Source organism: Paenibacillus xylanexedens (assembly GCF_007676705.1).
Classification (GTDB): domain Bacteria; phylum Bacillota; class Bacilli; order Paenibacillales; family Paenibacillaceae; genus Paenibacillus; species Paenibacillus xylanexedens_C.
In genome coordinates, this window is record NZ_VEBF01000004.1 from 70644 (window position 1) to 93871 (window position 23228).

22 protein-coding genes and 1 riboswitch are annotated in these 23228 nt (G+C 45.6%); of the genes, 16 read left to right on the forward strand and 6 right to left on the reverse strand.

Annotation, left to right across the window (positions count from 1 at the left end; translation table 11 throughout):
* Positions 1–48: 48 nt before the first annotated feature.
* Entirely contained in the window at positions 49–1335 is a 1287-nt protein-coding gene (locus FS628_RS21680; protein WP_145325079.1) for a DUF2515 family protein, read from the reverse strand.
* Positions 1336–1477: 142 nt separating this feature from the next.
* Here FS628_RS21680 and FS628_RS21685 point away from each other — a divergent pair, with 142 nt between their 5' ends.
* The 6 genes from FS628_RS21685 (at position 1478) to FS628_RS21710 (ending at position 7174) form a co-directional block, all read left to right on the forward strand.
* Complete coding sequence (locus FS628_RS21685; RefSeq protein WP_145325080.1) at positions 1478–1822, forward strand: thioredoxin family protein; 345 nt, start codon at positions 1478–1480, stop codon at positions 1820–1822.
* 489 nt (positions 1823–2311) lie between these two features.
* Positions 2312–3250: a COX15/CtaA family protein gene (locus FS628_RS21690; RefSeq protein ID WP_145325081.1), complete on the forward strand. Its 939-nt coding sequence runs from the start codon at positions 2312–2314 to the stop codon at positions 3248–3250.
* Between the two features lie 206 nt (positions 3251–3456).
* Positions 3457–4173 (forward strand): Cthe_2314 family HEPN domain-containing protein, encoded by a 717-nt coding sequence (locus FS628_RS21695; RefSeq protein WP_145325082.1) that lies wholly within the window; start codon positions 3457–3459, stop codon positions 4171–4173.
* Between the two features lie 129 nt (positions 4174–4302).
* Positions 4303–4437: riboswitch (SAM riboswitch) on the forward strand.
* 126 nt (positions 4438–4563) lie between these two features.
* Complete coding sequence (locus tag FS628_RS21700; RefSeq protein ID WP_145325083.1) at positions 4564–5598, forward strand: methionine ABC transporter ATP-binding protein; 1035 nt, start codon at positions 4564–4566, stop codon at positions 5596–5598.
* A 1-nt stretch (position 5599) separates the two neighbouring features.
* The gene (locus tag FS628_RS21705) at positions 5600–6259 is read left to right on the forward strand and encodes a methionine ABC transporter permease (protein ID WP_145325084.1); all 660 of its coding nucleotides are present in this window, start codon (positions 5600–5602) and stop codon (positions 6257–6259) included.
* A 75-nt stretch (positions 6260–6334) separates the two neighbouring features.
* Complete coding sequence (locus FS628_RS21710) at positions 6335–7174, forward strand: MetQ/NlpA family ABC transporter substrate-binding protein (protein ID WP_145325085.1); 840 nt, start codon at positions 6335–6337, stop codon at positions 7172–7174.
* 118 nt (positions 7175–7292) lie between these two features.
* Here FS628_RS21710 and FS628_RS21715 read toward each other — a convergent pair whose 3' ends face one another.
* Positions 7293–8291: a DUF2167 domain-containing protein gene (locus FS628_RS21715; RefSeq protein ID WP_186327915.1), complete on the reverse strand. Its 999-nt coding sequence runs from the start codon at positions 8289–8291 to the stop codon at positions 7293–7295.
* Between the two features lie 174 nt (positions 8292–8465).
* Here FS628_RS21715 and FS628_RS21720 point away from each other — a divergent pair, with 174 nt between their 5' ends.
* Positions 8466–9245 carry an SDR family oxidoreductase gene (locus tag FS628_RS21720; protein WP_145325087.1) on the forward strand — a complete coding sequence of 260 codons (780 nt, stop codon included), beginning with the start codon at positions 8466–8468 and terminating at the stop codon, positions 9243–9245.
* A 135-nt stretch (positions 9246–9380) separates the two neighbouring features.
* On the opposite strand, the gene FS628_RS21725 is transcribed toward FS628_RS21720, so the two are convergent.
* Entirely contained in the window at positions 9381–9626 is a 246-nt protein-coding gene (locus FS628_RS21725) for a NifU family protein (RefSeq protein WP_053783253.1), read from the reverse strand.
* A gap of 80 nt (positions 9627–9706) precedes the next feature.
* Here FS628_RS21725 and FS628_RS21730 point away from each other — a divergent pair, with 80 nt between their 5' ends.
* Positions 9707–9961 carry a YuzB family protein gene (locus FS628_RS21730; RefSeq protein ID WP_145325088.1) on the forward strand — a complete coding sequence of 85 codons (255 nt, stop codon included), beginning with the start codon at positions 9707–9709 and terminating at the stop codon, positions 9959–9961.
* Here FS628_RS21730 and FS628_RS21735 read toward each other — a convergent pair.
* Both FS628_RS21735 and mqnE read right to left on the reverse strand, forming a co-directional pair.
* Positions 9958–11019, reverse strand: coding sequence for an NAD(P)/FAD-dependent oxidoreductase (locus FS628_RS21735; protein ID WP_145325089.1), 1062 nt, complete (start codon positions 11017–11019; stop codon positions 9958–9960). The genes FS628_RS21730 and FS628_RS21735 overlap by 4 nt on opposite strands.
* A gap of 235 nt (positions 11020–11254) precedes the next feature.
* Positions 11255–12361 (reverse strand): aminofutalosine synthase MqnE, encoded by a 1107-nt coding sequence (mqnE, locus tag FS628_RS21740; RefSeq protein ID WP_145325090.1) that lies wholly within the window; start codon positions 12359–12361, stop codon positions 11255–11257.
* A 445-nt stretch (positions 12362–12806) separates the two neighbouring features.
* On the opposite strand from mqnE, the gene FS628_RS21745 reads away from it, so the two are divergent.
* Positions 12807–13163 carry a HesB/IscA family protein gene (locus tag FS628_RS21745; RefSeq protein ID WP_076333177.1) on the forward strand — a complete coding sequence of 119 codons (357 nt, stop codon included), beginning with the start codon at positions 12807–12809 and terminating at the stop codon, positions 13161–13163.
* 137 nt (positions 13164–13300) lie between these two features.
* On the opposite strand, the gene FS628_RS21750 is transcribed toward FS628_RS21745, so the two are convergent.
* Positions 13301–15598 (reverse strand): helix-turn-helix domain-containing protein, encoded by a 2298-nt coding sequence (locus FS628_RS21750; RefSeq protein WP_186327916.1) that lies wholly within the window; start codon positions 15596–15598, stop codon positions 13301–13303.
* Positions 15599–15895: 297 nt separating this feature from the next.
* Between FS628_RS21750 and FS628_RS21755 the strand changes: the two genes are divergently transcribed.
* The 7 genes from FS628_RS21755 (at position 15896) to FS628_RS21785 (ending at position 22997) form a co-directional block, all read left to right on the forward strand.
* Entirely contained in the window at positions 15896–16855 is a 960-nt protein-coding gene (locus tag FS628_RS21755; RefSeq protein WP_145325291.1) for an ABC transporter permease subunit, read from the forward strand.
* Positions 16856–16868: 13 nt separating this feature from the next.
* Positions 16869–17750, forward strand: a complete 882-nt coding sequence (locus FS628_RS21760; RefSeq protein WP_145325092.1) for a carbohydrate ABC transporter permease — start codon at positions 16869–16871, stop codon at positions 17748–17750.
* Between the two features lie 36 nt (positions 17751–17786).
* Positions 17787–19400 (forward strand): extracellular solute-binding protein, encoded by a 1614-nt coding sequence (locus FS628_RS21765; protein ID WP_145325093.1) that lies wholly within the window; start codon positions 17787–17789, stop codon positions 19398–19400.
* 50 nt (positions 19401–19450) lie between these two features.
* Positions 19451–20488: a Gfo/Idh/MocA family protein gene (locus FS628_RS21770; protein WP_145325094.1), complete on the forward strand. Its 1038-nt coding sequence runs from the start codon at positions 19451–19453 to the stop codon at positions 20486–20488.
* A complete protein-coding gene (locus tag FS628_RS21775) occupies positions 20485–21507 on the forward strand; it encodes a Gfo/Idh/MocA family protein (protein WP_145325095.1) in 1023 nt (340 codons plus the stop codon). Before FS628_RS21770 ends, FS628_RS21775 begins: the two co-directional genes overlap by 4 nt.
* 195 nt (positions 21508–21702) lie before the next feature.
* On the forward strand, positions 21703–22344 hold the full coding sequence (locus FS628_RS21780; protein ID WP_145325096.1) for an NAD(P)-dependent oxidoreductase: 642 nt from the start codon (positions 21703–21705) through the stop codon (positions 22342–22344).
* A gap of 287 nt (positions 22345–22631) precedes the next feature.
* Positions 22632–22997 (forward strand): hypothetical protein, encoded by a 366-nt coding sequence (locus tag FS628_RS21785; protein ID WP_145325097.1) that lies wholly within the window; start codon positions 22632–22634, stop codon positions 22995–22997.
* Positions 22998–23228: the final 231 nt, after the last annotated feature.

Sequence of the window (23228 nt, forward strand, 5' to 3'; positions counted from 1 at the left end):
TGCTGTTGAAGCGGACAGGGCTTTTTGTATATTTAACGGTCGCCAGCATTAGTGAATGGCCGCTTTGGCATCATGAGCCAGTGCTGTTTTCAGCATGCCATACCGGTGTTCGTGACTCATCTCAAATAGCCATGGACGGCGCGGTGCCGTCAGATAACCGAGACAATCCCGAGTCTGAAGCCAGTCCTGTCTGGTGATCGGTTCATAAGGCGTGTCCCCCCATACAGAGAGCAGTTCTGGACTATACAATCGTTGCCCTTCTGGAAGCCATTCTTCATCCAGTAGCGCCTGAGCGTAAAATGTACGATCACCCGCCTTGTTTTCGCGCTCGGTAAACAGACCGGGCCAATACTCGGCTCGCGAGCCATGATGGGGAACTGCACGAGCGAATTCCAACACTTGTGTGTGGACTTGCTCCAAGCCAAACAACAGGGCATATAGGCCTTTGCCAAACATAATTCGCTCATCCAGCTTGCCAAAATGTTCAATGACTCGCCCTGCGAGCCCGGCTTCCCGTCCGAGTGGAAAGACGATATGATTCAGACCCGCCAGATTATGCAGATGGAATGCGGGTTTGGAAAGTACTTCTTTTTGAAAATAAGGATGCTGCACCACCCGGCTCTCGATATAGTTCTGCTCATTAATAATTAATGCCACACTAAGCAGTGAACTGCACCGTTCCAGCCAAAAGCGTTCCCAAAACGGCGTCATGAACGCCGATACGTGAAAGTGCGATAACAGATGGAAACAGCTTCGTCCGATCCGGCGACTGTTCATATACAGCAGAAGCTGGGGATATGCATCCTGGAAAATGAGTGCATTGCACCGTTCTAACAGTCGATACATATGCTCACGATCGTTTGGATCCTGTAGATTATGCATCAAGTCACTCTGTAGATCGGTCATATGATATCCGCCGTTGCGGGAGACCATATGAGCTAATAGAGCCCAATGCAATTCGGGACATTGCTCATAACATTCCAGATAGGCAGCCGTGCGCGTGATGTTACTCCGATTATGTTCCTGGGTCAGTGTCTTAATCTCTTCCAGAATGATGCAATCTTCCTCGCATACGAGTGCACTTTGGACCTGATCAGTGCGTGCAAAAGACTTGCCGCTGGCAGGTAACAAACGCTCCACCTCAGACTGTAAGGCGGCTGCAGTATCTGTATCCCACTCGATCTCACGCAATGGGTGACGAAGCTGTGCTGAAGCTTGCCATGCCGCCTGTTTGCCACGCCAGATTTCCAGGGCAGCACCTGAAATGGAACGAACAATCTGCAGAAGGGACCCGTGGTGCTGTTCGCTGGAAGAATCGGTTCTGGTGGAAGTCATGATGTGACATCCTTTCATGATGTTCTGGGTTTAATTTTACAGACCATGTGGTTTATTCTAAGTATGCGCTGATTATTTGACTTCCACTCGCCAATTTGCTTCACTTAGGGTAAGACAAGGTACAGAAAGGGAGATGAACCGAATGGAACAGATTACTTCCAAACCGGCTTTTGATGTAGCCATCCAATCCCCACGCTTGACGATTGCCGTATTCAAGGCAGACTGGTGTGGTGACTGCAAATACATCGATCCGTTTATGCCTGAAGTTGAAGAGAAATATGCACGTGAACTGACTTTGGTTGAGGTCGACGTGGATCAGGTTGGAACCGTTAGTGAAGAGCAGAATATTCTTGGCATTCCGAGCTTTGTGGCCTACACGGATGGCCGGGAACTGGTGCGGTACGTAAACAAGCTGCGCAAGTCGAGAGAAGAGATTGAGCAGTTCCTGGATCGCGCAGTTGAGGTGTACAACACGATCCATAAATAATGTTATATAAGTTTGATAAATGAATATTTACACAGACACTCCGATGACAGAATAACCTTCCGATCGCTGTTATCCCCAGATTTCTTTGATCCCTTTTATAAAGGGGAAATCTGGGGATAAAGGCGAACGCTTCGCTTCTTCTGGTTATTTCTGTCCTCTCCGTTATTGTGTAAATGTTTAATTGAACTTATATAAAAGTATGACAGGTTCATGTTGTAAAAGGGTAGACTAAAAAGAACGCCATTTCTCTTGAAATAGGGAAATGGCGTTTGTGTGTTCGACACGTTCTACATAAGAAACGTTTCTGTACATATCTTTCGATGACCTACGGGTCATTATTTCACCAGACGTTAACATTTTGTCACAAAGCGCGACGTCAATGAACATTTTATCCGGTATAATGAATTTAGTTGTGAAATAAGTGTCAAAGTACCGAAACAAGCGGAGAATATTCTTCGCCATCTTAAACCAACAGCAGGTGAGAAAAAATTGAAGCACTTAACTTTGTTTAAATGGTTAACCGTATTAACCTGTCTTGTCATGTTTCTGGCCACTTTTGGTGGAGGCATCGTAACCAAAACGGAATCGGGCCTTGGCTGCGGAACGGAATGGCCTTTATGTAACGGAAAACTCGTTCCCGCACATACTGTGGCTTCACTTATTGAATATTCCCACCGCGCTGTAAGCGCACTGGCTGGACTGTTGTCCATTGCCTCGTTTGTTGCTTTTCTGCAGTTCGGCAAGTCACGCCGTGACCTGCAATTGTTTTCTTTCTTAACCCTGGTATTTGTTATAGTCCAGGGAATCATGGGGGCTTTTGCCGTCGTTTTCTCCCAATCTTCAGCAGTTATGGCACTTCATTTCGGCTTTGCGCTGATTGCCTTTGCCAGTTCGCTTATGATGGCATTGGGCATAAGGCAGGAGGCAAAAGATGGTGGATTGGAGCGTCTGAATAAATACCCTCGGGTCAGTAAAAAATTCAGAAATCTGGTCTGGTTCTCCACGATCTACACGTATCTCGTGGTATACACAGGCGCATTTGTGAGTCACACGGATTCTGCCGGTGGTTGTTCCGGATTCCCACTCTGTAACGGGCAGATTATTCCTGAGCTTTCAGGCGGGGTAGCCGTTGCTTTTGCTCACCGTGCGGCAGCTGCGTCTCTTGTAATTGTAATCGCAATTCTGGGTCACTTCGCGTATCGTAATCATCCGGATAACAAGGAAATGCGTACCCTTGGCGTTGTATCCGTTTTTCTGATTTTGATGCAAGTGGTCATCGGTATTTTCATGATGGTGACGATGAACCGTCCGGAAGTATACATGTTCGTAGCTCTTGCACATATGCTGGATATCGCCATACTGTTCGGGATCTTAACGTATATGAGTTTCCTGGTTTACAAGCTGCACCGCCCGGTTAATCGTTTCTAGATCCATTTCTTGGTCTTTGGGCTCAATATTGAAAGTCCACCATCCAGTGATGTACATCATTGGACAGGTGGACTTTGTTTGATGTCAGGGGGATCAGGGCAACCTATGGCAAGCAGCGTTTATACGTTTACTCGGAATGAATTAGCATTATGTATTATGGTAGTGAATCTTTATGGATCAGCAGAGTGGAAAAGAGGAGGTTATATATGCTGCGAACGTTGCTGGGGGAAAAGCCGCGTATAAATGAAGGTTTGCTGAAAGAAGCAATGGAGTCCATGGCGCATACGCTTGAGCTATTTCAGCGACAAATGCATGTGGATCATGATCCTACTCACGACTATCGGAAACTGTATGTGTGGACACAGGGGCTTATCTCTTCCCTGGATGAACTGGAGCAAAGCTGCTTCGCCGCTGCTCATTTTCGACAAAAGGTCGTTGCAGGTTCTACGGATGATATGACGCCGAATGAAAAAGCCGAATATGCCCGGTATGTGTATTTTTACAAAGATGGCTTCATTCGCTGTTTTGCCATTCTGGATAAAGTCGGCACCGTATTGAATGAGATATTCCAGCTGAATACCTCAAATACCAAAGCGCATTTTTCTTATTTTACCGTGTTAAGGCAGTTCGACTATGCGAGGGAGCATCATGATCTTGCCTTGCGGTTGATTCAGATCAAGGACTCTTATCGTGAGCCGATGAGTAAGTTGCGCAAACGACGTAATATGGAGATTCACTACATGAACTCCGAAATGCACGATGATCTGTGGCAGTTACATCAGACCTTGCAAGGTAAAGTGAAATTGGAGGATCTGAATCAACATGTGCAGGAAATGCGTCAGGGCGTGGATATGGTCTGTGAAACGTTAACGGCCTCTTATAGCTATATTAATAAAATATGGAAAAGAAATAATTCCCTTTGACAAATCGGAATACTTGGAATATACTGAGTTTCAATCAAATGTTACACGGATCTAACTGATATTTCGGAAGTTACGTTCACATTATAAAGCATAAACTACATGAACTTATAGAATCCTACAACAACATATTTCTTATCGAGAGCGGCGGAGGGACAGGCCCGATGAAGCCCGGCAACCGATTTGTAACGACATGTGTCATTCGTTATAGATGTTAGGTGCTAATTCCTACAAAATGGTGCAAGACACGATTTTGGCAGATGAGAAGGTATATTCTTTCACGTAAAGAGCCCTCTTTGTATCTGCAAAGGGCTCTTTTTTTGTATGTATAGGGGAGTTTTCCTTTAGATCGGGTAAAGATACATGTAGGTGGTTGGAAAGGGGCAAGTGCGATTGATTGAATTAAAAGGTTTAACGAAAACGTACGGCAAAGGGGCAAAATCTACAACGGCACTATCCGAGCTGAATTTGAGCATCCAAAAGGGTGAAATCTACGGAGTGATCGGCCATTCTGGAGCGGGTAAAAGTACACTGATCCGATGCATTAATTTGTTGGAGCGCCCTACGGAGGGTGAAGTATGGGTAGACGGGATTAACCTGACTGAACTGAACAAAACCGAATTGCAGCAACAGAGACGCAAGATCGGTATGATTTTTCAACACTTTAATCTGTTATCCTCGGCAACGGTGTATGACAATGTAGCTTTTCCGTTAAAGCTTGTGAATACACCCAAGGAAGCCATTGACCGCAAAGTGAAGGAAATGCTCGCCCTGGTTGGTCTGGAGCACCATAGCAGCAAATATCCGGCTCAATTATCGGGTGGACAGAAACAGCGTGTAGGGATTGCGAGAGCACTCGCCAGTGATCCGAATGTACTCCTATGTGATGAGGCCACCTCGGCGCTTGATCCGCAGACGACGAATTCGATTCTGAAGTTATTGCTCGACATTAACGAAAAGTACAATCTCACGATTGTGCTGATTACACATGAGATGCACGTCATCCAGAATATCTGTGACAAGGTAGCTGTCATTCATCAAGGCGGCATAGTGGAACAGGGACCTGTAACCGAAGTATTCCTGAAGCCGCAGCATGCCATTACACGGGACTTTATGATGCGTGATCATGAAGTTGGACTTGCCCTTGAAGAGACTGCTTTGGCGGATGCAGGCTTGGAATTACAGGCAGGTGCTGCTTCCAAACTTGTGAAGATATCCTTTCTGGGTAACAAAACGTATGAAGCGATTTTATCCAGAACGGTACGTAAAACCGGTGTGGATTTTGCCATCCTGCAAGGTACGATCTCTACGATCAAACAGGTTCCTTATGGGCAACTGACCGTTCGGTTCGAAGGCGATACCAATGCGATTGACCGGACAATATCAGAATTAACCGCAGAGGGACTTGATGTGGAGGTGTTACGTTAACATGGATTTTTCAACCGTACGTTGGGAAGAGGTTGGTAAAGCTTCTATTGAAACACTGCAAATTTTGGGTGTATCAGGCTTGTTCACGGTAATCTTTGGTTTACCACTCGGGGTGCTGCTGTTCATGACAGCTCGATCTGCTTCAACCAAATCACGGGTGGTGTACATTATACTGTCCCTGATTGTTAATATTTTGCGATCGATCCCATTTATTATATTGATTGTTGCTCTTATTCCATTCACTCGTTCGCTCGTCGGTACAGCTACTGGGGTGCTTGGTGTTATCCCACCTTTAGTTATTTCAGCAGCTCCTTACTTCGCTCGACTGGTAGAGACAACAATGCGTGAAGTGGATCGTGGTGTCATTGAAGCGGCTCAGGCGATGGGTGCATCGACCGGACAGATTGTAAGACGGGTACTGTTGCCTGAGGCACTACCTGGTCTGCTTGCTGGTATAACCATCACTATCGTTACGCTTGTCTCGTATACGGCGATGGCAGGTATGGTTGGCGGTGGAGGTCTGGGAACGCTGGCAATCAACTATGGGTATTATCGTTATCAGAATGAAATCATGATCATATCCGTAGTGTCGATGATCATTCTAGTGCAAATTCTCCAAATGGCTGGAGATCGCTTGGTTACATTTTTCACCAGGAAATAACACATAGATAACATGATGGATATGCATTCTTGCGGACGCCACATGAAAAAAATGATTAGAGAAGGGGTTTTACACATGAAAAAATGGTCTTTTGCTCTACTTAGTCTTATGCTGATTGCGGTTCTTGCCGCGTGCGGAAACAACAAGGACGCCGACAGCGGCGCTGACAATGAAGGGGGAGCTCCGCGTACAGTAGAATTGAAAGTGGGAGCTTCACCTACACCGCATGCAGAGATTCTGGAAAGCATCAAGCCTGAACTGGAAGCACAAGGTATTCGTTTGCAAGTCGTTACATTCAATGACTATGTACAACCCAACCAGCAATTGGCTGACGAAAAATTGGATGCAAACTTCTTCCAGCACCAACCTTACCTGGACACAGAGAATAAAGAACGTGGTTTCAACCTCGTTGCTGTAACTCCTGTTCATGTTGAACCTTTTGGTGGATACTCCAAAAAGATTAAGTCTTTGGATGAATTGGCAGATGGTGCAAAAGTAGCAATTCCGAATGACCCATCCAATGGTGGACGTGCACTGTTGTTGCTTGCGAAGGAAGGCGTTATTACCCTGAAAGACAACACAAATATTACATCGACGATTCAGGATATCACAGCAAATCCAAAAAACTTGGATATCATCGAGCTGGATGCAGCCATGATGCCTCGTCAATTGGATGAAGCGGATCTGGTTTTCATCAACGCTAACTATGCATTGGAAGCCAATCTTAACCCTGAAAAAGATGCTTTGCTAATTGAAGATCTGCAAGGTAACCCATATGCTAACATCCTCGTTTCCCGTGAGGATAATAAAGATGCAGATGCAATCAAGAAACTGGCTGCTGCACTGCACTCCGAAGAAGTTAAAACATTTATCAAAGAACGTTACAAAGGTGCAGTTGAACCTGCAACTGAATAATATTACGGAATGTATGAAATGATATGAAGCTTGTGAGCAAAAGCCGTATGTCTCTCTAGAAGAGACATACGGCTTTTTTGTATTTCCTAGTCTGTGCTGACGTGGAAATCAACAGAAGTTATCGTTTATCAGATTTATCAACATTAGATGGATGTGTAGATTGGCGGTAGTAGGATAATTCATTTTGATCAGCATATTGCTGTTCATCTGCTTCTTGCAGGTACGTTCTCTCGGTGGGAGAGAGTTTTTCTTCATCTCCATTAGAGCTTTTGATTTTATATCTGATCCACCCAATCAGACCAAGAACGACAACGAGTATCAAGGCCCATCCTTTTTGGAGCAAAAGAAGAGCACTGAATTTTTGGGAAGCCGTGTACCCGATCCCGCCCATCAGAAGGCTATTAAGCCCTATGGTGGATGTTTTGTCAGTCGAAGCATTATATTCCTCGTAGGTATAACCGGTATTGATGCTAAGTTGATTAAGGACCGTTTCCTCGAATGCCTGACGGCTCTGTTGAAAGTTGGCCGTATCTGTAACCAGAATGGCTGTGATATACCCTTCACGTGTCAGGAGCTTTACATTATAATTCACCATGGCTTGCTGATAAGCATTCTTGAAACCAAGGGAGTAGACCAACTGATGCTTGGTCTTGTCGTATGCCGGTTCGATTTCCCATCCTGTTATGTACGTTCTATATTCAGGTTCGAGCTCTCTGTTGTCTTCTTCTGTGCCACGGATATAACTGCTTAACAGTTCTTCAGCACTCAGATTTTGATCGTCATCATGAATATGACCTGTCTTCACGTATTCGAACACAACATACCACGAGCCGAATTCGCTATTGCTGGTTAGGCTTCCAATTTCATTCCCATTAGGCTTTCCATCACTGTTAAGTATCGAGCGTTGGGTATTGGCCTTATCCAGATAGGAATGGCTTTCAGGGACTTCCAGGGTGGCCTTACCGTCCAGAGAAACGGACGCTGGTCCAGTAATCCAATCATACTCATCAGGCGCTTGGTCAGTCTCACTTTCCGCGGAAACCTGTAAGGCATTAGAGAATGCTAATAAAATGACCACGACTAGTGTGAGAAATAATATCGATCTTCTGTTTTTCATGTTCATGTAGAGATCCTTTCAAGTTATATCATCGACAGTACCATAGGTGTTTGATTTCAATCAAGATATATTTGGGATTTCAGGTGGATACTTCCTAAGAGAGATGCGAGTTGTAGGGGGAGGATAAATCTTTTATACTGGATAAGTGACTGCTCTTTGAAGAGGGGGATGAACGTGAAGGGTAAGATTGCCCTCATAACGGGAAGTGCCAAAGGTCTTGGTAAAATGACGGCCCTCAGTCTGGCAGATCAGGGGTGTCATATTGCCCTTAACTATGTACACAGCAGAACAGAAGCTGAGGCCTTAAGGGCTCAGATTACAGCCAAGGGTGTGCGGTGCATTGCCATCCAGGCGGATATATCCAAGGTGGAAGATATTACTTCATTGGTGGAACAAGTGGAAGACAAGCTGGGCACCATTGATATTCTGGTGAATAACGCGGGTCCATTTGTTCGTGAACGTCGATTATTTGCGGACTATTCGGAAGATGAGGTTCAGATGCTTGTACAGGGTAACCTGTTAGGACCCATGTTACTGGATCAACGTGTGTTGCCGGAGATGAGACGCAAGCAGTGGGGGCGCATTATCCATTTTGGCTTCAGTCATGCTGGAGAAGCGAGATCCTGGCCTCATCGTGCAGTCTATGCGGCTGCCAAGGTAGGTCTGGTATCTTTTACGAAGACACTCGCAGTTGAAGAAGCCCCGTATGGAATTACGGTTAACATGGTATGTCCAGGTGACATTCGTGGGGCGAACAAAGAGAAAACGATTGATGAGATGGCAGGCATAACCGACGTAGAGACGCCAAGAGGGCGTCCAGGCAGTGGTGAAGATATTGCGCGAGTGATTACGTATCTGTGTCTGGATCATTCTGATTTTATAACAGGCAACATTATGGATGTATCTGGAGGACTTGATCCGATTCGTCCGACCATACAGCGCGAGGATTCTTAAGGTGAGCTGGAAGAATGTACATCGAAACTGGTAAAGGTGACAGTAAATGAACTCTCTATGGATATGTACACAAAAAAGAGCCCTCCGCTTCATGCGAAGCGAAAGGCTCTTGAGGTTTATTTCGTGAAGGATTGATTAGAATACTTGTACGACTTCTTGTACACCCTCAACTTCTTCGAGAAGGGCGCGTTCAATCCCGGCTTTTAAGGTAATAGTGGAGCTTGGGCAACTGCCGCAGGCACCGACCAGTTTCAGCTTAATGATGCCGTCCTCCACGTCGACCAGTTCCACGTCACCGCCATCGCGTTGCAGGAACGGACGAAGTTTGTCAAGCACATCAGATACCTCATCGTACATGGTGCTTTGTGCGTTTTCGCTCATTTTTTTCAACTCCTTTCCTTACTATATTATATTACAAATGGCCATAAATTAAAATGGTCAAACAAAGCAGGTGAACCTATATGAGACCGATTATTGAATTTTGTGCCAATAATATGCATTTTGGCACAGATGAAGTCATGGATCAACTGGAAGAAAATCCAGACTATGACGTGATTGAATACGGCTGCCTCACCAACTGCGGCCAATGTTCTATGACCCCATTTGCACTGGTGAATGGCGAAGTTGTCATCACAGACAAAGTGGAAGATCTATATAACGCCATTCTGGCCAAAATTGCCGAAGCCGATGCCTGGGACGAGCTCGAACTCGACTAACCGAGATGGCGCTTGGACATCCAGAGCACACCACTTTTTAAAATACGAGGTACACGTCCCATCATAGACGTTTTACCCATCAGCCCAAACCCAGACTTCTTGCCGAGTGCACCGAGTGTGCCACGAAGCTTGAGTGGATGTGGATTGGGCTTTTCGCCTTTCCAGAGGGCATGCTGAATATGGGCGATCTGCTCACCCTGCACTTCCGCAGCTTGACCGCTAGGTGCATAAGGGACACTCGCACAGTCACCAACGACATATACATCGGTATATTCCGGGATTTGGTAGTATTCATTCAGGACGACACGACCTTGCGGGTCTTTGGTTACGTCCAGATCCTGTACCACTTTTACGGGCTGAATGCCTGCAGTCCACACGACAGCATCGGTTAGGATCTGTTCATCCCGGTTATAGATGGCGTTCGGTTCAACGCGTGAAATGGCGATATGCCCGCGTGTCTCTACCTGATGTTCGTTGAACCATTCATGCACATACACGGACAGACGTTGCGGGAAGGCGGATAATACACGTTCACCACGATCCAGAATGCTGATGTTCAGATCCGGTCTGCTCTCACGAAGTTCGGCTGCCATCTCGACACCACTTAATCCGCCGCCAACGATGTGCACATTGCCATAGGCTTTGATCTCATTAAGACGCAGGTAGGTCTCGCGTGTTTTGCTAAAGCTCTGAATGGTACAGCTATAATCTTCGGCGCCTGGTGTGTTGTGGAAACGGTCTGTACAACCAAGTCCAATGACAAGCTTGTCGTAAACGAGCGGGTCTTGGCCTTCAAATTCAATCTGACGCTGTTCCAGGTCAATCGAAGTAACTTCTCCATAACGGTAAGTAACTTTATCGCTCACTGGAAATTGGATACGCAGGTCATAATCGGATACGGTTCCTGCTGCGAGTGCGTAATATTCTGTCTTTAATCCCTGAAAGGGGCTGCGGTCCACCAACACAATCTGTGTATCGGCTGGAATTTTACCTTCCAGAAGTTCCTTGATAATGGTGAGGCCGCCATAGCCGCCTCCAAGAATGACGAAATTTTTCATGACTCGGCTTCCTTTCTGCATCAGTCCCACTGAAATGGGGCTGTAACCTGTGGAGCAGCTATGCAATGACATAGCTGCTCCTTTTGTTGGGATTTGAATAATTGAAAAGTAAACATTGAAAATTGAAGATATCATTCAGCAGTTTGCACCACTCGGATTCAAACGTCTCCCTATCATGAAAGTAGCGTTCTGGAGTGATGCGGGTGCAATATTGGTTTTAGATGTGGTTTATATACTATTCGTACACTTGAATTTCATTGTAGAACGTATCACGTTCTACCGGAATGCGTCCTGCACCTTTAATGAGCCATATCAGCTCTTTGCGGGTGAGTCCTTCAGGTGTTAATGCACCTGCTGCATGACTAATCCGTTCGCGAACAATCGTGCCGTGTGCATCCGAAGCACCAAATCCAAGTGCAACTTGAGTCAGCTGTGGACCGATGTTGATGAAGTAGGCTTTGATATGATCAATGTTATCCAGCATCAAACGGCTGATTGCAATTGTTTTGAGATCCTCATACGCCGAGTTACGACGCATAATGCTCGCGTTTTTACTTTTTGGCTGCATGGAAAGCGGGATGAAGACCATGAATCCATTCGTCTCATCTTGCAATTCACGAATCTGCGCCATATGGTTAACGCGGTCCTCATAGGATTCGATCGATCCATACAGCATTGTTGTATGAGTGCGCATGCCCAGGTTATGAGCTGTACGGTGCACCTCAAGATAACGATCCACGTTCGCTTTGTCTACACGCATTTTTTTGCGATATTCATCCGACAGAATCTCAGCGCCGCCGCCAGTCAGGGATTGCAGACCTGCTTTTTGCAGCTCCTGCAGTACTTCCTTAATACTGAGTCCACTGATTCGAGTGAAGAAGTCAATCTCGGCTGCCGTGTAGGCTTTCAGCGTAACATTCGGATATTTCTCGTTTAAAGCACGCAGGGAATCGACATAATACTGAAAAGGAACATGGTTGTTATGTCCGCCTACGATATGGAACTCACGTACACCTGGATGAATATGCTGTTCCACATAATCGATCATCTCCTGACCGGATAATGTGTAAGAGCCATCTTCCCCCTGGTCTTTGCGGAAATTACAAAAAGCGCAGTGAGCTTCACATACGTTTGTAAAATAAAGACTCATGTTCTCGATGAAATATACTTTCTTACCATTCTTCCGCAGGTTGGCCTCATTGGCCAGCTGGCCCAAAGTCAGCAGATCATCTGTTTCATACAGATATACGCCGTCTTCTACGCTCAGCCTTACGCCGTTCTGTACTTTCTCAACGATTTCAGCCATTCTTTTGTCTGTGAACGGTGTTACCAATGTAGACATATTGTTTCCTCCTGTTCTTAACCGGATTGGAGTTGTATGTAGGATCTGCATACAGAACTACATAGCAAAGATGCGGTCATCTGCCGCTTTCTTATAAGGACTAACTCTTATTTACCCGGTGCAGCGTATGCTGCATATGAAAGCTAAATTTTTTCAAAAAATGGAGTCGATTGACTCATATATGCATTGGGGACTGCGTTGCAGTCTCGAAATGTGAAAAAAATTACAACTCCAATTATGACCATCGTCTGAATAAGTCATGACAAAATACCGACATTTCAGTGCGACCACCTATTCATTATAAACCTCGTATCCCGGGGGTTCAATACACTGGGAAGAAAAAGGAGTCGAGGGGGAACGCGGAAAGAGGCAAACATGACTTGAGACCCTTGACGGGGTGGAGTATAATTTAAAGAAGAGTTAATGAAAAGGAGAGTGACCTGGCATGATTAACATCAGCGAAACGGCTGCTGACAGATTGAAAGAGATGCTTGCACAGCAAGAGACACCTGGTATGTTCCTGCGTCTTGGCGTAGCACCGGGCGGTTGTACCGGATTTTCGTACGCCATGGGCTTTGACGATAAAGAGTCCGATGAGGACCTGTATATGGATATTCAGAACATGAAGGTTGTAGTCGAAAAAGAAAACCTGAAATATCTGAATGGTCTTGAAATTGACTTTGAAGAGTCCGGCATGACGGGTGGGTTCACGATTCATAACCCGAACGCGGTAGCGACCTGCGGATGTGGATCTTCTTTCCGTACGAAGGAAGAAGCGGGCGTTCCGGATAAAGATTGTTAAGAATATAGAAATAAGAATAAATGAGGCGCAGTTTCAGCGGGTAAAACCGTTGAAGCTGCGCTTTTTTATGTGCTTCAAAGTCAGATGGTCTCGGACATTCAAGGTGTTACTACTTTCTGTTACTTGGCGTAATCATTTCAGTTCACATGTTTCTGTTGGTGGTGAATGTCCATAAGATGTTGTTTTCGAAAAGTTCCAGGCGAGATGCCGGTTGTCTTCTTGAATATTCGATTGAAGGAAGTAATGTTCTGGTATCCCACGCGGACACTAATTTCGTTAATCGTCCAGTTCGTCGTAGCCAGCAGCTCACATGCTTTGCGCATGCGGATTTTTTGCAGATGCTCGCTAAAATTGATGCCGGTTTTATCTTTGATATACACGGAGAGATATGTCGTCGACAGATTCAGTTTCTCGGACAGATACTCGAGTGAGATATCCTCCATGTAATGAGAGTTGATAATCTCGTAGAACACGACGATGGTGGGTTCTTCCACAACTGGGAGTCCGCTATCCTGCATGATGGCAAGGGATGAGTTAATGATATACTTAAAAACAGTCTCATAGTCTTCCTGCGAATGGCAATCCTGAAGCATACTTTTCCATTCGTGCAGAGATGTATCCGTTCTTTTGTATGACAAATGCTGATCCATAACTTCAATGATATGATTGGTTATGGAGAGAGCCAATTGCCTAAACTGAAGCACACCTGCCTCTTTTTTGACGAATTGGGCGAACGCCTGACGTATCCATTCCATGCAGGTGTCTTCTTCCAGTGAATGGAGTGCCTGATCGAACTCACGCCCCCGTTTTAACAGAGGTTGATCCAGATCGGGCAGGGGACGGGCCTCACTGATCAACTGCGTTTCCTCTAGCAGGCGGGCTTCGGAGGCAAGATCTCGTAATTGCTGGTAGGTTTCACTGAATTTGGTCGGTTGATTCGTAGCCGGAAGGGTACAGATGGTCACGACGTAATAATGGCTTTCTTCATCCAGACTTGCTTTAAGTTGCTCTAGCAGAGTTTGAAGCTGGACGGTCGAAGCTCCTTTTAATATGGAGACGATCTCGTTTTTCTCCATTTGGAATGTATGATTGGCTTGAAACATCTCTTTGGTTTGCAAATGAATATAATCCAGCAAGTGACGTACTGCCCGCTCCCGGTCAAGGGGCATACTTCCAACTTCCGATATCCGGAAACGGATGTCGTAATACACAATCTGATAACTTCCTCCATCCGCCAGGAAATCATTCCATTCACTTAGGTCTGTATTAATATTCTTCAGTTGATTCATATAGGAGTAATTGGTTAGAATTGCGTTCTGACGGTTAAGCTTGTCCACAATCGTATCCTTTTCTTTCTTCAAATCCTCGATCCTGCTCTGAATCAGATCATATTCCCAGATACGACTATCTCTTGCTCTGACATCACCGGCTTCATAACGTGATGTACGGTCCAGCAGGGAGGATAACATATGCTTGACCGGTGTATGCAGGCGGCGGCTTAAATAAAGGGATACCAGCGTTGCTGCCAGAAGTGAGAATACAAAGATAAGAACCATATAACCGGTCAATCGCTGTAATTGATCTGCAATGCGAGTATCTGCCAAAGAGGTAATGTAGGTGAGCCCATCCGCAGCCTCTGTCTTGAAATAATATCTTCCATTCTCTTTGAGTGCAGTTGCTCCATTCTGAAAAACAGGTGTTGCTTCTTCCTCTGCTGTTGAGCCCGAGTGGTAAAGGATGTTGCTATGATCATCCGTAATAGTCAAGGTATGTCCAGCTGTGGTGCCGAAAAAGGACTCCACTGCTTTCTCGATATCCACCATTGCAATGATCTGGTAAGCCGTGCCGGGTTTCTTGAACGTGTATGGCAGAAGCCGCCTGCTCTCGGGAGACCCTGCGTTCATATGAAAAGAAGTTGAAGGCGAGATCAGGAAAGTGTGAGGCTGATCCGCGAGTGTCTCCCAATGTTCCAATGGATAGGAATCGCTTTGATACGATGTGTTGAACATGTAATCCGAACTGCCGCTGCCTGATTTACCGAACGCGAAGTGGTCCCCAGGAAAATGCACGATAACATCTTCCAGCAAAAACAAAGAATTGTACACATATCCCCGAATGTCCATCATCACATTTTTGGCCTTCAGATAGTCTGCCTGTTCCAATCCCACTCTTTGCAATTGCCGGTTGAAGGCGACCAGATCCTGATTGTTATACATATGGAACAGCATGATCTGAATTTGTTCCATATGATTGGAGAATCGTTCCGCTGTATTCTTCGTTTCATTGTGACTGTTTTGGACAATTTCCTCCTGCAGACTCGTTTTGAATACATAATAAATCAGAATATAGAATAGGCAGAACAATGAAATGATCGCCAAAAAGCTGACAAATAACTTAAAAAACAGGGTTCGTTTTTTGTTCAACATCCAATTCATAGGCCAACCCCTCATTTTATTCTTCTACAGAGAACAAGTTATTTGGCCCATTCTACGCGTGAACTATTAAGCCGCAGAAAGCAGAGTATGAACGTGGTGTAAAAAGGGGCTATACCTTTTTTGCGAAAATGGCTGTTTTTTCAGGAAAGATCACGAATGATGTAAATTCCATAAGGATCGGACAAGATCCCAAAAACGGTGTATACCCATTGCAGATAGTAAGCTGTAACATTCAACTTGAAGCTGAGCCAATTGCAAATAGGCAGGCAGAAGGGGGAATTGCTGATTTTGGAACAGATGACATCCGTCAAGGAGCAGGCATACGGAAGTCGGGGGAATGGAAGCAGAGCGAAGAAATCCCGATTACGTTCATTTCGTAGAAATTGGGATCTGTATCTGTTATTTTCGCCTGTCCTCATCTACTTCATTGTGTTTCATTATGTACCCATGTATGGCATGCAGATTGCCTTCAAGGACTTTATTGCCAATAAAGGCATAACCGGAAGCCCGTGGGTGGGATTTAAGCATTTTGAACGGTTTTTTGACAGCTTTTACTTTTGGCGAGTTATTAAAAACACGATGGGGATTGGTTTGTATGAATTAGTGGTTGGCTTCCCTATTCCTATTCTTCTGGCATTGATGATCCACGAAGTCAGGTCTGGGAAATTCAGAAGATTTGTGCAGACGGTGACCTACATGCCTCATTTTTTATCTACCGTCGTTATGGTGGGTATGGTCATGATGTTTTTGTCTCCTGTCAGTGGATTGATTAATTTGGCAATTACGGCTTTGGGTGGAGAAGCCATCTCGTTCATGACAGAACCGGGTTGGTTCAAGAGTATCTTTGTATGGTCAGGTGTCTGGCAGACAATGGGCTGGAGCTCGATCATCTATTTGGCGGCTCTTGCCGGAGTCGACCCACAGCTACATGATGCAGCCAAGGTGGATGGTGCGACCAGACTTCAACGAATCTGGCATGTGAACATCCCGGGTATTGCCCCGACCATGGTTGTGCTGTTAATTCTTAATGTGGGGTCCATTATGGGCGTGGGATTTGAGAAAGTATTCCTCCTGCAAAACGCGTTGAACATGGAAGCATCGGATGTGATCGCAACCAATGTATATCGTAGCGGAATTCTTGGGGCACAGTACAGCTATTCCGCAGCTGTCGGCCTGTTCAACTCGGTTATCAATTTTATATTGCTGCTGACCGTCAACCGGCTCGCCCGCAAAGTCAGCTCCAGCAGTTTATGGTAAGGAAGGTGAGGAGATGGCACAAAGTCGTGGTGACCAGGCAGTCGAATGGATAATCTATGCAGCTCTTGCGGTAGTCTCTCTAGTGGTGTTGTATCCCGTATTCTTTGTAGGTATTGCATCGATTAGTAATCCCGAAAACGTCATGCGCGGTGAGGTCTGGCTGTGGCCCAAGGAACTCTCGCTGGTTGGTTATGAACGTCTGTTTGCGAATAGCGAGCTGATGAAAGGATATGGGAACACCTTGTTATACACGGTGGCCGGCACATTGCTCAACCTGGTGATGACCATTGCGGCAGCATATCCGTTATCCAGAGCCGATTTTAGCGGAAGAACTGTTTTTACGGTTTTGATTGTATTCACCATGTTTTTCAGTGGAGGCATGATTCCGACCTACTTGCTCATCAAGGACCTGGGTATGCTGGACACCTTTTGGGTCATGATTATTCCGTCGGCGTTATCCGTATGGAATATGCTGATCATGAAGACGTTTTTTCAGAACTCCATACCGAAGGAAATTCAGGAAGCGGCTTTTATGGATGGTTGTTCAAACATAAAGGTACTGATGCGGATTGTTCTGCCTCTTTCCGGGCCGGTATTGGCCGTCATGGTTCTATTTTACGCAGTGGGGCACTGGAACAGTTATTTTAACGCCCTAATCTATTTGTCAGACCGGGACAAGTATCCGCTGCAGTTGTTTTTACGCGAAATATTAGTTCAGGGTCAGATGCAGGAAATGGTCGATATCAGTGACGATTCCCTGGGTCGAAGCATGATGGATGCTGAAGCCATCAAATATGCTGCTGTAATTATTACTAACCTTCCTATGTTGATCCTGTATCCGTTTTTGCAGAAATACTTCATTAAAGGCGTCATGATTGGCGCAGTAAAAGGGTAAACCATAATCCATTTGATTATAAGGGAGTGCATGGAGATGTTGTTTAAAAAGTGGGGCAACTTGACCTTATCCATCGTGATTACAGCGGGTTTAATGGCTGGATGCAGTTCAGGGGAGGCGCCTGCAGGGCAGAGTCAGGATAGTCAATCTAATCTGAATGCTACAGGCATGCCAGTAGTGAAGGAACCGATTGAACTGGATTTTTTCACAGGGAAGTCTACCACCAACGGGAGTAAATTCGAAGAAACACTAATCTGGAAAGCGTACAGTGAGATGTCGAACGTGAAGGTGAACTTCAATCTCGTTCCTTTTGAGACATTGACTGAGAAGCGGAACCTGGCTCTGGCAGGCGGTGACTACCCGGATGTGTTTTACTCTGCTCGTGTGACTTCGGATGAATTGACACGTTATGGTGCCCAGGGTGTTTTTCTTCCGCTCAATGATCTGATTGATGACTATGCCCCAAATTTTAAAAGATTGATGGAGCAGTACCCGGATATTCGTAAAGGGTTGACGATGCCGGATGGCAACATCTATTCGATGCCGTCCTTCTATGATCCCGCTCTGTTATCCATGTTGATTGGTGCACCGCTGTGGATTAATGAAGATTGGTTGAAACAGTTGAACATGGAAGAACCGGATTCAACCGAGAGCTTCTATGAATATCTGAAAGCTGTCAAAACGACAGATCTTAACGGCAACGGCAAAAACGATGAAATTCCTTTTAGCGCTACAGGCATTACGGGCATTATTGATCATGTAAAAGGGGCATGGGGGCTTGGTAACCGTGGACTCGGACACAAGTTGGTTGATGTGGACCCCGGCACAGATGAGCTTCGCTTCACCAAAACATTGCCTCAGTACAAGGAAGTGCTCCAGTATGTGAACAAGCTACATCAGGAAGGATTGCTGGACCCCGAAATATTTACACTGGATGGCGGAGCACTGAATGCGAAAGGTCAGGCAGGAACGCTTGGTGCGACAACGGTGCCCAATCCGGAAACGGTCATGGGACAGAAAAATTTCATCGGTCTTGGTGCCCTGAAAGGTCCTGATGGGGAACAGCTGTATTCTCATGTAAAGGTACCTATGGTCCATGTAGGAGCGTTCGCGATTACGGACAAGAATGAGAACCCTGAAGCAACGATCCGCTGGATGGATCATTTCTATAGTGATGAAGGAGCCCTGCTCTACTTTATGGGGAAAGAAGGGGAGACCTATGAAAAGGATGCAGACGGAAATCTGCAGTACACGCAGGGTATTACAGCGAATCAGGATGGTCTCACCCAAGACCAGGCATTGGCGAAATATTTCACCTGGCTCGGTGGAAGTTATCCGGGCTTAGTGAAGGAAGATTATTTCAAAGGCTCAGAGACACTCCCAAGCTCCCTTCAGGCAGCCGACAAAGCGAAGAACCAAGCCGTAGAGGACATCTGGTACAACTTTAACTTCACGCAGGAAGAATCCGAATTTATGTCCTCAGTTGGAAAAGACATTCAGGATTACGTGACCGAGATGGAAGCAAAGTTTGTGAATGGCAGTGCAGGTTTTGATCAGTGGGAAACGTATGTGAACACTCTGAATAAAATGGGGCTGGACGAGTATATGAAGGTATATCAGGCAGCCTATGACAGGTATAAGACAGAATAGCGATATGAATTGATGACTGGAACAAAGGCTTGATGAAGGAGGGATAAGCTGTGAGAGCTGCTGTACTCGGATGCGGAACGATGGGAGCCGTACATGCCAAAAGTTATGCCAAGTTGAAAAATGTTGAACTGGTTGGGGTTTGTGATGTGGAGAAGGATGAGGCTGACAGGCTGGCTGATGGTTACGGAACGACAGCGTACAGCCGTTTTGAGGATTTGTTGAGCGGGGAGCGCCCGGATGTGGTGAGCATCTGCCTCCCTACATCTTTGCACTGCACGTATACAGTCATGGCCGCTGAAGCGGGCGTGCATGTAATCTGTGAGAAACCGGTCAGTTCGACGGCCAAAGAAGCCGAAATGATGGATGTCGTCTGTCGTTCGAACAAGGTTCATTTGTTTATTGCACATGTGGGTCGCTTCTTCCCTGCCTATATCGATGTCGCCCGTCAGATCGCTGCCGGAGTTATAGGGAAGCCTGGGGTTGCCCATGCCAGTCGTATCGGACCCCATCCGGGGCTGATGAAGAACTGGTACAACGATGAGAGGCATAGCGGTGGTGTCATTATGGATCTGATGATCCATGACATCGATTATATGCGCAGTGTGCTTGGAGAGGTACGTTCCGTGTATGCCCAGCGACGAACCCTTCCTCATTTGGACTATGCTTGGGTAACCTTGAGATTCGAACAAGGAACTATCGCCAATCTGGAAGGGATGTGGGGATACCCGGGGCCGTTCCAGACAGCGATGGAATTCGCGGGAGATCGGGGAATCCTGCATGCAAATTCCGAGAAGGCCAAATCAGTGGTTATCCGTCAGGATGGAGGAGTAGGCCGTATGTCAACGACGGGAACGGACGACAGGACACACACACCTATCGTTTTAAGGAAAAGTCCTGAGTTTGAAACGGCCTATGAACGTGAACTGTCTCATTTCATTCAATGTATCCAATTCGGGGATCAGCCTAAGATCACGTTTCAGGATGCCTGTAATGCGTCTCGAATTGCCCGTGCTGCACTCCATTCTGCCTACAGCGGAGACTCTGTCAATATGAAAGGTTTTGAGGAGAAGGAGGGAGCATTCAGATGAAACGATTGCGTATTGGCATGATCAGCTTCGCTCATCCCCATGCGTTCAGTTATTTTCGGGAGCTCGCCGCGATAAAGAATGTAGAGGTAGTCGCCATCGCCGATGATAACATGGAGCGGGTTATGACTCTTCTTGATCAAGGCCATATCTCGTATTACGAAGATTACCGCATCATGCTGCAGCTTCCTGAGATTGATGCCGTAATTATATGTTCAGAGAATGTGAAGCATGCGAGCATGGTGATGGAAAGTGCCCGTGCGGGTAAGCATATTTTATGTGAAAAACCGCTTGGAATTAGCATGGATGAAATGAAAATCATGATCGAAATCTGCTCCAAATACAGGGTACAATTGATGACCGCATTTCCCTGCCGATATTTGCCTGCTGTATTGGAGACGAAAAGGGCGCTTGAGCGAGGAGACATTGGTCAAGTGGTTGCGGTTAAAGGGTACAATCGTGGTACAGCACCAGAGGGCTGGTTTCTGGATCCTTCCCAATCCGGGGGAGGAGCGATTCTGGATCATACAGTCCATGTAGCTGATCTGCTTCGATGGTTGTTTAACCTTGATCCGACCGCTGTATATGCAGAGCAAGGACATTTGTTTCATGATCTGGCGGTGGAAGATTCGGGCATGGTGCATATTGAATTGGATCAGGGAGTGATTGCGTTCATTGATACAAGCTGGTCGAGAAATCGGACATATCCCTTCTGGGGAGACGTAAAGCTAGATATCATCGGTACGGAAGGCGTCATACATATGGATGCTTTCGCACAGACAAATGAGGTATACAGCGATCTCGAGGAAAGAGCAAGGTGGAGCTATTGGGGTGAACGTATGAATTATTATATGCTGCAAGATTTCGTGGACTCACTCCTGTCTGGAAGAAGTGTTTTAGTCTCCGGGGAAGATGGTTTACAGGCCACAGCAGTCGCTCTGGCAGCATATGAGTCGATTCAGAAAAAAGGCAGGGTGATACTCAGGAAAGTGGAGGAACATGAAACACGTTACGAACAATAAGGTGTGTGGTAAACCCATAATTTAGACCCGAAGTGATGGGATTAGTCTGTAATAGATGATCTATCAGGGTCTTTTTTTGTTGTACTGAGGGGAATTCTATAATTTTGCAGAGAGGAATAGTTGACAAAACAAGTTGTAACTACTATAGTTACAATATGAGTTCTTACTACAAAACAAATCAGAGGAGAGATCATGATGAACATTGCAATCATTGGTGCAACAGGCAAAGCAGGAAGTGTGATTTTGAAAGAAGCAGCAGACAGAGGGCATAAAGTAACGGCAATCGTTCGTAATGCATCCAAATTGGAAGATAAAAGTCTGAATACGCTGGAGAAAGATGTATTCGATCTTACAGCTGAAGATCTTAAGGCGTTCGATGTAGTTGTAAATGCATTTGGTGCTCCAGCGGGTAAAGAAAACCTGCATGTGGAAGTAGGACAAGCGTTGATCAACATCCTGAAGGATGCACCAAACACTCGTCTGATCGTCGTGGGTGGAGCAGGAAGCCTGTTCACGGACGAGTCCAAGACATTGCGTGTCTTTGAATCCCCAGGATTCCCTGATGCTTACAAAGCGACAGCAACGAACCAAGGCCAAAACTTGCAGGATCTGCAAGAATCCTCTGGTGTTCAATGGACATTCCTGAGCCCAGCTGGATTCTTCAATCCGGAAGGCGTACGCACAGGTAAATATCAAGCAGGCAATGATGTTCTCCTGGTCAACAGTGAAGGCAAAAGCTACATCAGCTATGCTGACTATGCCATTGCTTTGGTTGACGAGATTGAAAATCCGCAACACAAAAACGAACGCTTTACTGTGGTTGGCGAAGCGAAGTAATACTTTCATATCATAGTATAGAACATAACAAACGGACGCTGATCTCAACAGATCGGCGTCCGTTTATTTTAGGTTATGGAAGAGAGATGTTCTGCAATAAAGTTAGACAGGTTAGATTATTATCGTTCAACTTCCAACTACTCCTTTGAATCTATGTTATATTATTCTAAAGATGGGAGGAAGATTTGATTGTGTGAAAGCCATCTGCTCTTCATTGGAATTTCTGCGAGCCTAAAAGTATAAGGGAGTGAACAGTTGTGAAGATGTATTCTAAAGGAGTTATACTATTGATCTCTGTGGTTTTGATGATTAGTGTATCGAGTGGTTCAGGGTTATCCCAATATACAAACGTTAAAAATACGCTGAATCAAATTCACTTCACTTCTCTTTATCCGAAAAATAAGAATGGACAGACATATGGTTCTGCCGCATATGCGACTTCTCCAGAAACGGAACCTGATTTAATCTTGGCTACTGGTGTGGATGGTACAGAAGGATATCTGCTGAAAAAAGACATGGATGGCGAGCAACCAAAAACACCTGAAGAAGCTATTGCGATACAGAACAGCAGATCACCAGATGGTCGTGATATTCCACTGTATGACAAGGATGGTGAAACCGCAATTGGTGTGTTTCGTGTTGGAGGAAAGTGAAAGTAACCAATCGGCAGTTGATCAAAAGGATCGGCTGCTTTTTGATTTTAAGATTCATTTAGTTTGCTAAAGGATGTGACGGTAATATGAATTACTTCATTGGAATTACTCCTCCGGATTGAAGAAATGAAGCTCTTAACAATGAAGGAATTGGCTCCTTTTCCAACCTTTGATATCAATTATGTACGCGTATATAAAGAAGTTGAACTAAATAAATACGTACCATTTGAA

Bases quoted from the DNA above. Each gene is read 5' to 3' on its own strand.
- FS628_RS21685 (WP_145325080.1), top strand. From the start codon at position 1,478: ATGGAACAGATTACTTCCAAACCGGCTTTTGATGTAGCCATCCAATCC.
- FS628_RS21765 (WP_145325093.1), top strand. From the start codon at position 17,787: ATGTTGTTTAAAAAGTGGGGCAACTTGACCTTATCCATCGTGATTACA.
- FS628_RS21730 (WP_145325088.1), top strand. From the start codon at position 9,707: ATGAGACCGATTATTGAATTTTGTGCCAATAATATGCATTTTGGCACA.
- FS628_RS21710 (WP_145325085.1), top strand. From the start codon at position 6,335: ATGAAAAAATGGTCTTTTGCTCTACTTAGTCTTATGCTGATTGCGGTT.
- FS628_RS21780 (WP_145325096.1), top strand. From the start codon at position 21,703: ATGAACATTGCAATCATTGGTGCAACAGGCAAAGCAGGAAGTGTGATT.
- FS628_RS21680 (WP_145325079.1), bottom strand. From the start codon at position 1,335: ATGACTTCCACCAGAACCGATTCTTCCAGCGAACAGCACCACGGGTCC.
- FS628_RS21725 (WP_053783253.1), bottom strand. From the start codon at position 9,626: ATGAGCGAAAACGCACAAAGCACCATGTACGATGAGGTATCTGATGTG.
- mqnE (WP_145325090.1), bottom strand. From the start codon at position 12,361: ATGTCTACATTGGTAACACCGTTCACAGACAAAAGAATGGCTGAAATC.
- FS628_RS21715 (WP_186327915.1), bottom strand. From the start codon at position 8,291: ATGAAAAACAGAAGATCGATATTATTTCTCACACTAGTCGTGGTCATT.
- FS628_RS21745 (WP_076333177.1), top strand. From the start codon at position 12,807: ATGATTAACATCAGCGAAACGGCTGCTGACAGATTGAAAGAGATGCTT.
- FS628_RS21705 (WP_145325084.1), top strand. From the start codon at position 5,600: ATGGATTTTTCAACCGTACGTTGGGAAGAGGTTGGTAAAGCTTCTATT.
- FS628_RS21760 (WP_145325092.1), top strand. From the start codon at position 16,869: ATGGCACAAAGTCGTGGTGACCAGGCAGTCGAATGGATAATCTATGCA.
- FS628_RS21695 (WP_145325082.1), top strand. From the start codon at position 3,457: ATGCTGCGAACGTTGCTGGGGGAAAAGCCGCGTATAAATGAAGGTTTG.
- FS628_RS21735 (WP_145325089.1), bottom strand. From the start codon at position 11,019: ATGAAAAATTTCGTCATTCTTGGAGGCGGCTATGGCGGCCTCACCATT.
- FS628_RS21775 (WP_145325095.1), top strand. From the start codon at position 20,485: ATGAAACGATTGCGTATTGGCATGATCAGCTTCGCTCATCCCCATGCG.
- FS628_RS21750 (WP_186327916.1), bottom strand. From the start codon at position 15,598: ATGAATTGGATGTTGAACAAAAAACGAACCCTGTTTTTTAAGTTATTT.
- FS628_RS21755 (WP_145325291.1), top strand. From the start codon at position 15,896: ATGACATCCGTCAAGGAGCAGGCATACGGAAGTCGGGGGAATGGAAGC.